Origin of the sequence: Pseudomonas sp. G5(2012), from assembly GCF_000408945.1 — a bacterium.
Lineage (GTDB): Bacteria > Pseudomonadota > Gammaproteobacteria > Pseudomonadales > Pseudomonadaceae > Aquipseudomonas > Aquipseudomonas umsongensis.
Genome location: NZ_APIO01000014.1, coordinates 93,646 through 107,532 on the forward strand (window position 1 = coordinate 93,646; position 13,887 = coordinate 107,532).

The following is a 13,887-nucleotide window of genomic DNA, read 5'->3' on the forward strand; positions in this document are numbered from 1 at the left end:
GCCTGAATGACCGCGATGCTAGTTTGCCTGACGCTTACGGAGGGCAAGCTTTGACGATCAAGACGCTAGTTGTATCAGGTTTCATTTCACTGGCTTTGACAGGGTGCGGGACGGTCGCAACGGTGTTTCAGGACGATGCCGACGCGGCCCACGGGCTTCGACGGCAAAAAACCTATTGTCAGTCCATTCCTCGGGTGTACAGCGGCCTGGCCTACGATTTTTGTGTGCTGAATGCGCCGCCCGATCCAACGGGTATCTACGTCCCGCTCGTTTTGGTGGACCTGGTATTGACTGGCGTGCTGGATACCGTTGTCTTGCCGTATACGATTTACCGGCAGGGCACGGATGGCAATATCAGCATTTACTGGCGGCCAGCACCCGAATAACCAACGGCACGGTCAACCCCGCTATCGCTTGCAGCTTGCCGCTAGAGGCTTGAAGCTGCTTTTAAGCTATAATCCCGCCCTTTAGCTGTCTCTCGCCCGTTGCGAGGGCACATTAATTTTTGAGGCGCATTGCGCCTGCACGCAGACTAAAGAGGCTAGACCCCTGTGGCATTGACGATTCTTGGCCTGTCCGGCGCCCTTAGCCATGATCCTTCCGCAGCCCTGTACATCGACGGCAAGCTGGTCGCGGCGGCGGAAGAAGAGCGCTTCGTACGCGATAAACATGCAAAGAACCGCATGCCCTACGAGTCGGCGAAGTTCTGCCTGGAACAGGCCGGCATCAAGCCTTCCGACGTTGACGTGGTAGCGATTCCGTTCGCACCGATCAGCCTGTTCGGCAAGGCGCGGTGGCAGTACGCCAAGCGATACTGGTACGCCCCGGACCGCGCACTTGACGCGATCCTGATGGGTAACCGTCGCTACAAGCGCTATCGCAACAAGATCGTCTGGTGCCTGGAGCAACTGGGTTTTGATCCGAAGAAGATCAAGATCGAGCCGGTTGAACACCACTTGGCCCACGCCTCCAGCGCCTATCACTGTTCCGGTTTCAAAGAGAAAACCGCGATCCTGGGCATCGACGGCAAGGGCGAGTACGCCACGACCTTCTTCGGATATGGCGAAAACGGCAAGATCCACAAGATCAAGGAATTTTTCGATCCGGACTCTCTCGGCGGCCTGTATGGCGCGATCACCGAGTTCCTCGGTTTCGACATGCTTGACGGTGAGTTCAAGGTCATGGGCATGGCGCCGTACGGCGACGCCAGCAAATATGATTTCTCGCGCCTGGCTTCGTTCGAAAACGGTGAGCTGGTCATCAACACCGACTACGCCAACGTTATCGGGCTGCGTCGTTACAAAGAAAAGGGCAAGGGTTACTACTTCTCGCCGAAGCTGATCGAGTGGCTGGGTCCAAAGCGCGAAGGCGACATCGCCGACGAGCCTTACATTCACTACGCCGCCAGCATTCAAGCGCTGTTTGAAAAAATTGCCTTGCAGATGATCGACCATTACCTGGGCGACGTGCTCAAGGAAACCGGCAAGCTGGCCTACGCCGGTGGTTGTGCGCTGAACGTCAAGCTCAACCAGAAAATCATCGCTCGCGACGACGTCAAGGAGCTGTTCGTGCAGCCGGCGTCCGGCGACGCCGGTACTGCGGTGGGCGCGGCAGCGTATGTGTCCCATGCCCGTGGCGTACCTGTCGAGAAGATGGAACACGTTTACCTCGGTCCGTCGTACAGCAACGAAGACGTGATCGCGGCCTGTGCTCGTCACGAGAACAAACCAACGTGGCGCAAGCTCGACAACATGCCCGAGCAGATCGCCAAGATCATGGTCGACGGCAACCCGGTGGCCTGGTTCCAGGGCCGCATGGAGTTCGGTCCGCGTGCACTGGGCGGTCGTTCGATCATCGGTTGCCCGAGCGTGGCCGGCGTGGCCGACCGCATCAACCACCAGATCAAGTTCCGCGAGCGCTGGAGGCCTTTCTGCCCGTCGATGCTCGACACCGTCGCACCGCAGATGATCAAGATCGATCACCCGGCGCCGTTCATGACCTTCACTTTCGAAGTGGCTGAAGAATGGAAAACCCGCGTGCCGGAAGTCGTTCACGAAGACGGCACGTCCCGGGCCCAGGTGCTCAAGCGTGAATACAACCCACGCTACTACGACATGATGAAGGCACTGGAAAACCTGACGGGTAACGGCGTGTCGCTGAACACCTCGCTCAACCGTCGTGGCGAACCGATGATCTGCTCGCCGACGGACGCCTTGAACATGTTCTTCGGTTCGGATCTACAGTATCTGATCATGGAAGACATCCTGGTGGTCAAAGAGGGCGCGGACACCTATGACACGCTCGGCTGAACGCCATGTGCTGCAGTTTTGTCACGGCTATGACGGGCCGTTCCTGGACTGCGCCCGGCAGTACGCCAGCCTGTTCGCGGGCACCGGCTATCGCGTGACCACGGTGTTTCTGACCGGGGTCGCCGATGCCGAGGTGGCCGCGGGTTGCGCCTCGGATGAAGTGTTGTTCATGGAGTACAGCTCCAAGGCCATTCGTGGCCTGAAGCTGGGCGCCATTGGCGATCTGCGCAAGATCGCCGCTTCGCGCAATTTCAGTTTCTGCATTGCCCATCGCTTCAAGCCGATCTACATCGCCTTGCTCGGCACCTCGTTGCCGGTGATTGGCGTGCACCATGCGTTTGACGATTACAAGCGCGGCACACGCAAGCTCTTCGCGCATATTTTCCGCAAGCGCCTGAGCCTGCTCGGGGTGTCCGATGCCGTGCGTGACGACATGCGCCAATGCCTGCCGAAGTGGCCGGCGGCAAGGATCCAGACGCTCTATAACCGGATCGATGTACCGGCTTTGCAGGCTAGCCAGGTGTCGGCTCGCGAGGCGCGCGAGACCCTCGGCCTGTCTGCGGATGCCTGGATCGTCGGCAACGTCGGTCGTCTGCACCCGGACAAGGATCAAGCCACGTTGCTGGAAGGTTTTGCCAAGGCGCTCCCCGGGTTGCCGGCCAACAGCCAACTGGTCATTTTGGGTAGCGGTCGTCTGGAACAGGATTTGAAGGCCCAGGCTCTCGAGTTGGGGATTGGCAACCGGGTGCTGTTCCTTGGTCAGGTCCCTGAGGCCCGGCGGTATTTCAGCGCTTTCGATGTGTTTGCCCTCAGTTCCGATCATGAACCATTCGGCATGGTGCTGCTCGAAGCCATGGCGGCGGGCGTGCCATTGCTCGCAACGGCCTGTGGCGGAGCCAAGGAAGTGGTCGAAGGCGTTGGTATCCTGTTTCCCTTGGGCGATGCCGAGCACTTGGCTCAAGGCCTGCAACATCTGGCCGCAATGGACGAGCAGCAACGTCGCCAGTGCGCCGAGTTGATGCTTGAGCGCCTGCGTGAACGCTTCTCCGACCGCGCGGTGCGCGATGCTTTCTGGCACTTGCCGCACGTTACCGAACTGGCACAGAGGGGCTGATGCTCAACCGATTTCAAGGCTGGCGCGAACGCGGCTGGTCGCTATCCGATGCCTCGACTTATGCCGAGGCCTGGCAGCGTTATGGCGGCAGCGTCGCCACTCACCCGCTGGTGGTCGAGCGCCTGGCGCGGCTCGCCGACATCCCAGTGCGATACCTGGCGTGGGAGCAAGGCGGCGAAATCAAGGCGGCGATTCCGACCTGGGGGCGCGACCTTGCCTTGTCCAAGGACGTGCTCAAGCGTCACGGCAAGAAGGGCTTGTTCGACCTCGGCAATGCCGAAATCATCCTGCCGGCTGCCACCGATGCCCAGGCACCTTTGCGCCATCGTGGCCGCTACTTGTCGGCGCTCAACGAAAACCGTTTCACCGGTATCAGGCTGCAGGCCGAACAACTGGCCATGGCCCGCACGCCCGAAGAGTTGTCGAAGAAATTTCGCTACAACCAGCGTCGCGAACTCAGGTTGCTGGAGGAAGCGGGTGGCGTCGTGCGAGCGGTTTCCGAGTTTTCCAGTCAGGAGCTGGGCGCGATCTATTGTGATTTGTTCCTGCGTCGCTGGGGTTTCCCGGCAACCGGTGCCGAACGCATGGCCGAGGTCATCGAGTTGTTGCGCGAGTTTCTGATCGGTTCGGTGATCTTCCTCAATGATGCCGCCATCGCCATTCAACTGGTTTATCGCGTTGAGACGCCGCAATGGATCAGCGTTGAATACATCAATGGCGGTGTCGATCCCGAAACCCGCGAGTTCAGTCCCGGTAGCGTACTGAGTTTTCTCAACACCCAAAGCGCCTGGGAGCACGCCAGGGCACTGGACAAGCCCCTGCGCTTTTCCTTTGGCCGTGCCGACCGGGAATACAAGGATCGCTGGTGCAACCCTGTGCCGGTCTACACCGTATGAGTCAAGCCATGACCCGCAAACAGCAATTGCTCAAGCGCCATCGGCGCAATAAACGCATCGGTCTGCTGGTGGCGCTGGTGCTGTTGATCCTGTCCGGCATCCTGGTGGTGTGGTGGTTGCCACTGGTGCTTGCGCTGGTGGGCTGGGTGGCCCACGAAGCCTGGTTTGCCGATCACCTGTTCTATAGCGCCAAAGACGACTATCAGTACACCTTTACGCCCTACACCCCGCAGCCCAAGGTTCACCTGAACGGGGAGCACCTGCGCCTGGATGAGGGCGTCATGCTGGTCGACGACGCGACGCTGGTGCTGGCCCTCAAGGTAAAAAGCACGTGGCTGGGACGTTTCTTCGATCCAGTGGTCGAGTTGACGGGGGGCGACAGCCCTGACCGGCAGACCTTCGAACGGGGAGTGGACGGCCTGCGTTACCTCAACCTCAGCGGCCAGGCCCAGGTGCTGTCGCGCGGTGAGTTGCGCCTGCGTGGGAGATTCTGCCGGCTACAGGGTGAGCCTGTGTTGTGGGCTTTTGAACATCCGGACTTTCGCCGTCAACGGGTGATGGTCATCGCCCCGCATGCCGATGATGCCGAGCTCGCGGCTTACGGTTTGTACAGTCAGGCAGATGAAGCCTGGATCGTGACGCTCACCGCCGGTGAAATCGAAGCCGAACATTATCAACGCATGGGCATGAACAAGGTCGAGGCGGCGCGCCTGAAAGGCCGTTTGCGTGCCTGGGACAGTATTGCCGTGCCGCGCTGGGCGGGAGTGCCGTCAGACCATTGCGTGCAGTTGGGCTATTTCTGCTTGCAACTGGAAGCCATGCAGGCATCGCCCGCCAAGCCGATAGGCTCGCGGGAAGCGGATTTGCACGACACCCGGGTATTTCGCCAATTGAACCCGTTTGGCCTGCCGGGCGATGTCGATGGCGCGCCAACCTGGAACAACCTGCTGGCAGATCTGCAAGCCCTGCTGCTGCGTGCCCGGCCTGAGGTAATCGTATTGCCGCACCCGACCCTTGATCCCCATCCCGATCATTTTTGTGCGCAGGCAGCAGTGCTCGAAGCGCTAAAGGGGCTTGATTGGCAACCGACGCTGTTGGGCTATGCCAATCACCTTCATGACAACGATCGCTGGCCGATGGGTGACACCGGCACCGCTATTGCCCTTCCTCCCGTGTTCGATCTTGGTCAGCAGATGCATCCCTACTGCCTGCAGCTTTCCCTGGCTCAGCAGCGTGACAAGGCAATGGCATTGGCGATGATGCACGACCTGCAACCGCCGCCGCCATTCAAGCGTCGCTTGCGGCGTGGGTTGCAGCGGTTTCTGGCGGGCCGGGCCGGTTCGCGTTACGGCGAAAATGAATTTTTTCGCAAGGCTGTGCGACGCCAGGAACTGTTTTGGCGTTTATAAGGTGTCATGGGCCTGAAGGTCGGCCGTCTGAGGGCAGGTCCGGTTTCAGGTGTTGCTCCATTTGCCTGTTGTGGCAAGGAAGACGATGAAAGTTCTATTTCTGGTGCAGAAAGATCAGCGGGCCATCCTGGACCGTCTGTACGACGGGGTGGCGGCTCATTGCGAGTGCGACTTGCGGTGGTTGAGCAGCAAGGAACAGCGCAACCTGCGCAGTTATTTCCGGCGTGAAGTCGACGTGTCCCGGTACGACCGGATCGTGTTTTTCCTGCGGTTCAAGCAGGAGATCCGCCAGGTCGGATTTATCCGTACGATTCCCAACCTGGTCATCCTCGAGCACGATGCCTACCAGAACTACATTCCTTGCAAGTACACCGGTAAGTTCAGTGCGCACTACCGTCGATTGCCGTGGGCGCGAGTCATCAGTTCCGGTTTCGTTGTCACCGAGCGCCTGCGTTCGGAGGGCTTCGATGCAGTGTTCGTTCCCAAGGGCTACGACCAGACGCAGCTTGAAGATCAAGGGCGCGAGCGGGATATCGAGCTGGCGTTCGTTGGCAGTACCAACAGCGTTGCCTATAGCGGCCGCAAGGCGCTGCTCGATGAGCTGGCGAGTGTCGAACCCCTGGTTGTCACTCGTACCAAGTCCGGCGAGGAGTACCGCGATACGCTTAACCGCATTCGATTTTTCGTCAGTGCGGACGTCGGCATGGGCGAATTCATGATCAAGAACTTCGAAGCCATGGCCTGTGGCTGTGTCTTGCTAGCCTATGATCAGGGTGCCGCGGAATGCCAAGCGCTGGGCTTGCAGGATATGCACAACGTGGTGTTGTATCGGGACATTGCACAGCTTCAGGAAAAGCTGGCCATTCTGCGCAGCGACCCGCAACTGGCGCAGCGTATCGCGCGCAACGGTCAGGAGCTGGCGGTCAGTCAGTTCAGCTTTGCACGCATCGGCCAGCGTATCGTTGAGGAGCTTGAGCCTGCACTGCGTGCCCGTGCGCCGCTGAGTCTGTTGGAAAGAATTCGACTCAATTTGGGTGTTTGACAAGTGTAGGCCGGCCATTGATATTGCTGACCACTTTTATCCTATTGAGAAAACCGTGCATTTTTCCCACGAGAGTGACATCACGCTAGTGGTCACAAGCTGTGGTCGCCTGGATCTGCTGAAGACTACACTCGAGAGCTTCGATCGATTCAATACGGCCCCTATCCGTGAAGTGTTCATCACTGAGGATGCGGGTGACGAAGGCGTTCACGCGGTCATTCCAGCTAACTGGAAGGAACACTGCACGGTGTTCGTCAATCGACCCAAGCTGGGTCAACTGGCGTCAATCGACCTGGCGTACGAACACGTCAGCACGAACTACATCTTCCATTGCGAGGATGACTGGGAATTCTATCGCCCAGGGTTTGTGGAAGACTCCATGACCATTCTCCAATTGCGCCCGGAAATCCTGCAAGTGTGGCTGCGTAGCTATACTCATGATCTGCGGGTTCACAGTCCCTACATTCATCTGGGGCCGCGTGAGGTCGTAGGTGGAGTGGCTTGCCATCCATTGATTTCCGACAAGCCGCAGTGGCAGGGGTTCTCGCTGAACCCGGGCCTGCGGAGGGTAAAGGAATATCGATTGTGCGCGCCATTCTCCGGGCACGGTGGAGAGAAAGCGCTGTCACAACGATACGCACAGCTGAATCTGACTGCCCTGACGCTTGAAGCGGACGCAGTCATGCACACCGGGTTTGGCCTGCACGTGCAAACGCCTATCGAGCGACAGCGCAAGGCGCGTCGTAGTCGGCGCGAACAGGTCAAATTCGTTTTGTTTTTGTTGTTGGGAGTCTGCATTGGCTGGACCATCAAGTAGCGACACCGCAGCTTATCCCCTTTACCTTTTGTATTGGCTGCTTGCCCTATGAGTATTCTCAATGTGATGTGGGCCGGTGGTGCTCCATTTGCCTCGATCCACAAGGTGCATCAGCAGATACTGTCTCATGCCTTACCCTCGGCCCCGGTGAAAACCTGGTTGCTTCAGGGAGGTGCGCGCGAATGTGGAGTGAACGTTGGTGAGATCCGTGAATGGGGGCTGACTTCTGCCCAATTGAAAGGGCGGCATTTCTGGCGATTGACCAAACCCTGGATGCGCGCCCGGTTTCACCGCGCCCTCAAGGACAGCGACGCGCGTTTGCTATTGCTTGACGGGTTGGGAGTGGCGCGCACGCTGTTGCCGATACTCAAGGGGTTGCCGCATATCCGTGTAGTGGTCATTTTTCATGGGGCGACGCGGCTGCATGCAGGTGATCGAGCGCTCTTCCAACAGCTCCCATCCTCCCAGCTGGCATTGGCTGCCGTGTCGAACACCCTCGCAACTTCCCTGAATCGTGACTTGCAGGTACCGGTCGTGACATTGCGCAGTGCCTTTGAGCCTGCCGCTTTCCATAGCGCTTTACTTCCTCGGGAAGAGGCGTTGAGCCGCTTGGGCCTGTCTGCGACCGGAGGGCCAATATTGGGAGCGGTGGGGCGCCTGGTTTCGGAGAAGGGCTTCATTTGCCTGCTCGATGCCTTTGCGGGGGCATTGCACAAGCGCGCCGACCTGAGATTGGTCATTGTCGGGGAGGGCAGCGCTCGGGCCACGCTGCAAGCGCGAATCGATGAGCTGGGACTGCGTGAGCAAGTCTTGCTGCCGGGCCATCTGGATGACGCGGCGCGTCTTTATCGTGCCTTCGACTGGGTGGCGATCCCTTCGCGGGAAGAAGGCCTGGGGTTGATCATGCAGGAGGCGGTCATGGCGGGCGTTCCGGTACTGTGCAGTGAGTTACCGGTGTTTCGCGAACAGTTGGCCGATAGCGGCTGGTATGCCCCGGTTGATGACGTGAGTGCGTGGCGCGAAGCGATCTTGCGAGCGTTCAGTGTCTCTGCCGAAGCGGTCGCTGCTGAACAATTCCAAGCGTTAGCGCCGGATCAAGCCTGGCTGAGCTTCAGCCAGACCGCCCGTGCGCTACTCTCATGATGGCAACACTGCCTGCTCCAATGCCTGCATCGGAAAGGTGTCGTTCAGGTTCTCGCGCGCAATATAGCGTGCGAAATGCTGCAGGTTGCGCTTGATCAAGTGGCGAGGCAATGGGGCTCGCAGGAACCGCATGTCAGCCACGTCAATCAGCCCCATACGATTGTCGGGCGTGATCACGATGTTGCCCAGATGCAGTGAGCGGAAGTAAATCCCCGATTGATGGAGGCTGCGTATCAGTGCGGCCAATTCTGGCAAGGCTTGCGGCCAGTTGAATCCGTCCTTGCTGGCGACCTGGCGCAGGGTCTGGCCTGGCAATGGCTGGTACAGCACGGCTGTCATGCCCGGCGCCTGCAGTCGGTAATACTGCAGGACCTGCAAGGTCGGCACACCGAGCTTTTGCAGTTCGAGCGCGTTGTCGATAAAGCGTTTCGAGTATGGACGAAACAAGGCAGATGAAAAAATACGCTTGCGGCGAAACAGTTTGAGGATATTCCCATCTTGCAACAGGTAGACTTTTGGCCCGTAACTGTCGGCCTCGAGTACTTTGGCACCGTCAATCAATTGATCTAGGGCTGCTTGAGGGAGCCGGGAACATTGCATCGTAGAAAGCCTTGTTGGAAGAACGGGGCACAGTGGCGGGCAATGATGCCGAAAAAATTCAGCTTTAACCATGTCGGGTTGGGTAGGCGAACGCTTACAGGAGCAATTTGATGCAAGAAACTCGTTGGGCGCAAGCATGGATGGCAGTAGGTCTTTTGTGGTTTTTGTTGGCCATCGCCATTGCGCCTACCAACAAGCTCTATCAACAAGGCTTGGTGGCGTTTCTCTGGTTGCCTGCAATCATCTTCTGCTGGCCCGCGCGGGCCCGGCTTCGGGAATTATTCCATGACCAGCGCTGGATCTACCTGCCGTTGCTCGGGCTGGTGATCTGGTCACTGCTCAGCCTTTCCTGGTCGAATACCCCTGACCTGGAACGCGCAGCCAAGCGTGTGCTGTACGTCGTGGTATTCCTGTTGTTTTTCCCGGTATTCGCCAGTGCCCGCCCCGAGCGCGTGATCCGCATCATGCAGTGGGGAGGCATAGGATTGGCTGTCACTGCATTGGTGGCGATCGTCAAATTTTATGGGATGCAAGGCAACGCCTGGAGTTCACGTGTGGAAGGGTTGGGCGAATTGGCCCATCCGATTCTGGGCGGCTACGTCATCGGGTTGGCTGCGGTGTGGCTGGTGCTCTGGGCGCCACGTACTGGCGCGATGCAGGTGGTTTGTGCCGTTGCGTTGGGTTTCCTGGGGTTATTCGTTCTGCTCAGCCAGAGCCGCGGCGCTGCCTTGGCAATGTTTCTCACGATACTTGCCATGCCGATCTGGTGCGGTGACCGGCGCAGTCGCATCATTGCGGCGGTCGCACTGATCGTCGCCATGCTTGCGTTCTGGCTTTTCGAATCCCTGGTACTGGCGCGCGGCGCTTCCTATCGCCCGCAGATCCTGTTGGCCAGTCTGCAAATGATCGCCGAGCACCCATGGCGGGGCCTGGGCCTTGGCAGTCACTACACGGTGTTTGCCGATGGGCAGTATTTTGACCACGCGCACAACCTGTTCACCCATGTGGCCATCGAATTGGGCCTGCCGGGATTATTGTTGTGGGCTGCGACCTGGATCGCTGTACTGCGCGAAGCGTGGAAGGTTCGGGAAACACTCTATGCCAAGGGAATCATCGGCATATGGCTGTTCTCTACCCTGGCGATGCAGTTTGACGCCGCCAGCCTGAATGGTACTCCAAGGGCTGAATGGTTTATCAGCTGGTTGCCCATTGGCCTGGCCAGTGTTTTGGTATGGGCGCGGGTCAATCCTGACGCTTGTGATAAAATTTCGCGTTCTTCCTAACCAGTGAGCTCTACGATGAGTGACGCACCGCCCAAAGCGGGACAGGACTCCAGCCTGAAAATCTATTTTCGGCTGTTGGGTTATGTAAAACCTTATCTCGGTCTTTTCTTGCTGAGTATCGTGGGCTTCGTGATCTTTGCCTCCACACAGCCGATGCTGGCGGGGATTCTCAAGTATTTCGTCGATGGCCTGAGCAATCCTGAAGCGGTGCTCTTTCCCGACGTCCCCTACCTGAAGGACTTGCAGCTGCTGATGGCCGTGCCACTGCTGATCATCCTGATCGCGGCGTGGCAAGGCCTGGGCTCCTTCCTCGGTAACTATTACCTGGCGAAGGTGTCATTGGGGCTGGTGCATGACCTGCGCGTCGAGTTGTTCAATAAATTGCTGGTCCTGCCGAATCGCTACTTCGATACCCACAATTCCGGGCATCTGATCTCGCGAATCACGTTCAACGTGACCATGGTGACCGGTGCCGCCACCGATGCCATCAAGGTAGTTATCCGCGAAGGCCTTACCGTGGTCTTCCTGTTTGCCTACCTGCTGTGGATGAACTGGAAACTGACCCTCGTGATGCTGGCGATCCTGCCGCTGATTGCATTCATGGTGGGTAATACCAGCAAGAAATTCCGCAAGCAGAGCAAGAAGATCCAGGTGGCGATGGGCGACGTGACCCATGTGGCTTCCGAGACCATCCAGGGTTATCGCGTAGTGCGCAGTTTCGGTGGCGAGAGCTACGAAGAGCGGCGTTTTGCCGAAGCCAGCCAGGGCAACACCGACAAGCAACTACGTATGACCAAGACCGGTGCGGTCTATACGCCGATGTTGCAGCTGGTGATCTACACCGCCATGGCCGCTCTGATGTTCCTGGTGCTGCTCCTGCGTGGTGATGCAACCGCCGGTGACCTGGTGGCCTACATCACTGCGGCGGGTCTGCTACCCAAGCCGATCCGGCAGCTGTCGGAAGTCAGTTCGACCATTCAGAAAGGTGTCGCTGGTGCCGAAAGCATTTTCGAGCAACTGGACGTTGAGCCGGAAGTCGACAACGGAACCGTTGAGCGTGATCGCGTCAACGGCTATCTGGAAGTACGCAACCTGAGCTTCACCTATCCAGGCACAGAGCGTGAGGTGCTGAAGAACATCAGCTTTACCGCCGCGCCGGGACAGATGATCGCCCTGGTGGGTCGCTCTGGCAGCGGCAAATCGACTCTCGCCAGCCTGATACCGCGCTTCTACCATCATGAAGTCGGTGAGATCCTGCTCGACGATGTCGAAATCGAAGACTATCGCCTGCGCAATCTGCGTCGGCACGTAGCGCAGGTCACACAGCATGTGACCCTGTTCAATGACACCATCGCTAACAATATCGCCTACGGCGATTTGGCTGGCGCACCTCGCGAAGACATTGAAAAGGCTGCCGCGGACGCCTATGCAATGGACTTCATCGCGCAGATGCCGCAAGGCCTGGATACCCAGGTCGGGGAAAACGGCGTACTGCTGTCCGGCGGTCAGCGCCAGCGCCTGGCGATTGCCCGGGCCTTGTTGAAAAATGCTCCGTTGCTGATTCTCGATGAAGCAACCTCGGCACTTGATACCGAGTCCGAGCGCCACATTCAGGCAGCGCTGGATCAAGTCATGAAGGGTCGTACCACGCTGGTCATCGCTCACCGGTTGTCGACTATCGAAAAGGCCGACCTGATCCTGGTGATGGACCACGGCGAAATCGTCGAGCGTGGGACCCACTCTCAATTGCTGGCGCAAAATGGCTACTATTCGCGGCTGCATGCGATGGGGCTCGATACGCCGGCCGAAGACATCGCCTGATACCGACATCAGGGTGAGCCTGACTCACCCTGTGTTAATATCGCGCCCCTGTTCATTTTGTATGTGGGTTGCTCCATGAAGTTGTCCATGCCGCGATTCGATCAAGCCCCTGTCTTGGTGGTCGGCGATGTCATGCTCGACCGTTACTGGCATGGTGGTACCTCACGGATTTCCCCTGAGGCGCCAGTACCGGTGGTCAAGGTCGATCACATCGAGGACCGCCCGGGCGGTGCCGCCAACGTTGCGTTGAACATTGCCGCCCTCGGCGCGCCGGCTTCGCTGGTCGGAGTGACTGGCGACGATGAAGCCGCCGACAGCCTGGTCAATAGTCTCAAGGGTGCCGGTGTGCGCGCGTTGTTCCAGCGCATTGCCCACCAGCCGACCATCGTCAAGCTGCGGGTCATGAGTCGTCACCAGCAACTGCTGCGCATCGACTTCGAAGAACCCTTCGCCACCGACGCTTTGGCGTTGTCCGTGCAGGTCGATGAACTGCTCGAAGGCATCAAGGTGCTGGTACTGTCCGACTACGGCAAGGGCGCGCTGAAAAACCATCAGGCGTTGATCCAGGCCGCCCGTGCCCGAGGCATTCCGGTGCTGGCGGATCCCAAGGGCAAGGACTTTTCCATTTATCGCGGTGCGAGCCTGATCACGCCGAACCTCAGCGAGTTCGAAACCATCGTCGGAGGTTGCGTCGATGAGCATGATTTGGTGAACAAAGGCGCGAAGCTGATGCACGACCTGGACCTGGGCGCCTTGCTGGTGACCCGTGGCGAACACGGCATGACCTTGCTGCGCCCGGATCATCCAGCATTGCACCTGCCGGCACGTGCCCGTGAAGTGTTCGACGTGACCGGTGCTGGCGATACGGTAATTTCCACTTTGGCAGCGGCGATTGCTGCTGGCGAGGAACTGCCACACGCAGTGGGCCTGGCCAACCTGGCGGCAGGCATCGTGGTCGGCAAGCTCGGTACGGCGGCCATCAGCGCGCCGGAATTGCGGCGTGCCATCCAGCGCGATCAGGGTTCCGAGCGCGGTGTGCTGGGCCTGGAGCAGCTATTGCTGGCAGTCGATGATGCGCGTGCGCATAACGAGAAGATCGTTTTCACCAACGGTTGCTTCGACATCCTGCATGCCGGGCACGTGACGTACCTGGAGCAAGCACGGGCGCAGGGCGATCGCCTGATCGTTGCGGTCAACGACGATGCGTCGGTCAGCCGCCTGAAAGGGCCTGGCCGTCCGATCAACAGTGTCGACCGACGCATGGCGGTGCTGGCAGGCCTGGGTGCCGTCGATTGGGTGATCAGCTTCGCTGAGGGCACGCCGGAGAACTTGCTGCGCGAGGTGAAGCCGGATGTGCTGGTCAAGGGTGGGGACTACGGGATTGACCAGGTGGTCGGTGCGGACATCGTGACCGCTTACGGCGGGGCGGGGGAAGGGGGGGGGGGGGGGGGGG

At 59.0% G+C, this 13,887-nt stretch carries 12 protein-coding genes; 11 read left to right on the forward strand and 1 reads right to left on the reverse strand.

Annotation, left to right across the window (positions count from 1 at the left end; all coding sequences use genetic code 11):
- Positions 1-50 precede the first annotated feature (50 nt).
- The 8 genes from PG5_RS06080 to PG5_RS06115 all read left to right on the forward strand — a co-directional run bounded on the left by PG5_RS06080 (position 51) and on the right by PG5_RS06115 (position 8,730).
- Complete coding sequence (locus PG5_RS06080; protein WP_080725275.1) at positions 51-386, forward strand: YceK/YidQ family lipoprotein; 336 nt, start codon at positions 51-53, stop codon at positions 384-386.
- A gap of 165 nt (positions 387-551) precedes the next feature.
- Complete coding sequence (locus tag PG5_RS06085) at positions 552-2,309, forward strand: carbamoyltransferase (RefSeq protein ID WP_020796222.1); 1,758 nt, start codon at positions 552-554, stop codon at positions 2,307-2,309.
- Positions 2,293-3,423 carry a glycosyltransferase gene (locus PG5_RS06090; RefSeq protein WP_020796224.1) on the forward strand — a complete coding sequence of 377 codons (1,131 nt, stop codon included), beginning with the start codon at positions 2,293-2,295 and terminating at the stop codon, positions 3,421-3,423. Before PG5_RS06085 ends, PG5_RS06090 begins: the two co-directional genes overlap by 17 nt.
- A complete protein-coding gene (locus tag PG5_RS06095) occupies positions 3,423-4,319 on the forward strand; it encodes an antimicrobial resistance protein Mig-14 (protein WP_020796225.1) in 897 nt (298 codons plus the stop codon). Before PG5_RS06090 ends, PG5_RS06095 begins: the two co-directional genes overlap by 1 nt.
- A gap of 8 nt (positions 4,320-4,327) precedes the next feature.
- A complete protein-coding gene (locus PG5_RS06100; protein ID WP_033039393.1) occupies positions 4,328-5,728 on the forward strand; it encodes a PIG-L deacetylase family protein in 1,401 nt (466 codons plus the stop codon).
- An 85-nt stretch (positions 5,729-5,813) separates the two neighbouring features.
- Entirely contained in the window at positions 5,814-6,770 is a 957-nt protein-coding gene (locus tag PG5_RS06105; protein ID WP_020796227.1) for a glycosyltransferase, read from the forward strand.
- 55 nt (positions 6,771-6,825) lie between these two features.
- Positions 6,826-7,587, forward strand: a complete 762-nt coding sequence (locus PG5_RS06110) for a hypothetical protein (RefSeq protein ID WP_020796228.1) — start codon at positions 6,826-6,828, stop codon at positions 7,585-7,587.
- A 48-nt stretch (positions 7,588-7,635) separates the two neighbouring features.
- Complete coding sequence (locus PG5_RS06115; RefSeq protein ID WP_020796229.1) at positions 7,636-8,730, forward strand: glycosyltransferase; 1,095 nt, start codon at positions 7,636-7,638, stop codon at positions 8,728-8,730.
- Here the strand turns inward: PG5_RS06115 and PG5_RS06120 are convergent.
- Complete coding sequence (locus PG5_RS06120; protein WP_033039387.1) at positions 8,725-9,330, reverse strand: serine/threonine-protein kinase; 606 nt, start codon at positions 9,328-9,330, stop codon at positions 8,725-8,727. The two genes, PG5_RS06115 and PG5_RS06120, sit on opposite strands and share 6 nt — an antisense overlap.
- Positions 9,331-9,440: 110 nt before the next feature.
- Between PG5_RS06120 and PG5_RS06125 the strand changes: the two genes are divergently transcribed.
- From PG5_RS06125 to hldE, 3 genes are all read left to right on the forward strand, one after another.
- Complete coding sequence (locus tag PG5_RS06125; protein ID WP_020796231.1) at positions 9,441-10,613, forward strand: O-antigen ligase; 1,173 nt, start codon at positions 9,441-9,443, stop codon at positions 10,611-10,613.
- Positions 10,614-10,628: 15 nt separating this feature from the next.
- Positions 10,629-12,434 (forward strand): lipid A export permease/ATP-binding protein MsbA, encoded by a 1,806-nt coding sequence (msbA, locus tag PG5_RS06130; protein ID WP_020796232.1) that lies wholly within the window; start codon positions 10,629-10,631, stop codon positions 12,432-12,434.
- Positions 12,435-12,509: 75 nt separating this feature from the next.
- Positions 12,510-13,887: bifunctional D-glycero-beta-D-manno-heptose-7-phosphate kinase/D-glycero-beta-D-manno-heptose 1-phosphate adenylyltransferase HldE (gene hldE / locus PG5_RS06135; RefSeq protein WP_042955249.1), on the forward strand; the 1,378-nt coding region annotated here is incomplete at its 3' end.

Bases quoted from the DNA above. Each gene is read 5' to 3' on its own strand.
- msbA (WP_020796232.1), top strand. From the start codon at position 10,629: ATGAGTGACGCACCGCCCAAAGCGGGACAGGACTCCAGCCTGAAAATC.
- PG5_RS06105 (WP_020796227.1), top strand. From the start codon at position 5,814: ATGAAAGTTCTATTTCTGGTGCAGAAAGATCAGCGGGCCATCCTGGAC.
- PG5_RS06115 (WP_020796229.1), top strand. From the start codon at position 7,636: ATGAGTATTCTCAATGTGATGTGGGCCGGTGGTGCTCCATTTGCCTCG.
- PG5_RS06125 (WP_020796231.1), top strand. From the start codon at position 9,441: ATGCAAGAAACTCGTTGGGCGCAAGCATGGATGGCAGTAGGTCTTTTG.
- PG5_RS06090 (WP_020796224.1), top strand. From the start codon at position 2,293: ATGACACGCTCGGCTGAACGCCATGTGCTGCAGTTTTGTCACGGCTAT.
- PG5_RS06095 (WP_020796225.1), top strand. From the start codon at position 3,423: ATGCTCAACCGATTTCAAGGCTGGCGCGAACGCGGCTGGTCGCTATCC.
- PG5_RS06100 (WP_033039393.1), top strand. From the start codon at position 4,328: ATGACCCGCAAACAGCAATTGCTCAAGCGCCATCGGCGCAATAAACGC.
- PG5_RS06120 (WP_033039387.1), bottom strand. From the start codon at position 9,330: ATGCAATGTTCCCGGCTCCCTCAAGCAGCCCTAGATCAATTGATTGAC.